General features: G+C 58.8%; 1 protein-coding gene. It reads left to right on the top strand.

Annotated elements, in window-relative coordinates; all coding sequences use genetic code 11:
• Positions 1 to 312: hypothetical protein (locus GTO89_RS16975; protein ID WP_161263255.1), on the top strand; the 312-nt coding region annotated here is incomplete at its 5' end.
• Positions 313 to 469: the final 157 nt, after the last annotated feature.

Raw genomic sequence — 469 nt, forward strand, 5'->3', positions numbered from 1 at the left:
GTTCGCAAAACGAACAGCCGGTACTTTCGCGATCAGATTCAGGCATTGGAACGGCTGGCTGGCGAAGCGACTGCCGATACCCTGCTTGCCGCGATCCAGCAGTGCAATGAGGTGCAGCGCTATAGCGTGCAAAAGCTCCGCGAGACACTGTCCAGCCTCCAGATGAACGCAACGCCCAACCACCCAACACCCGCTGCGACGGTCGCTTCGACCACTGAAGTCCTCGCAGCGACCGCTCGGCTGAAGCATTTGCAAGGCCAAGCCGCCCGGCGAGAGATCGGCGACTATACCCGTTGCCTCAAAGGAGCATGACCATGCGCGCAGGCCGACAACTGGATGACCTATTGCAACAGTGCCATTTTCATCAGCGCAGCGAACAGCTTGCGCCCATGGCCAACGAAGCCACAACCGCGGATCTTCCTTATCTGGCATTTCTCGAACAGGTGCTGGTTTCCGAAATCGATGCCCG

The organism is Heliomicrobium gestii, assembly GCF_009877435.1.
Taxonomy (GTDB): Bacteria; Bacillota; Desulfitobacteriia; order Heliobacteriales; family Heliobacteriaceae; genus Heliomicrobium; species Heliomicrobium gestii.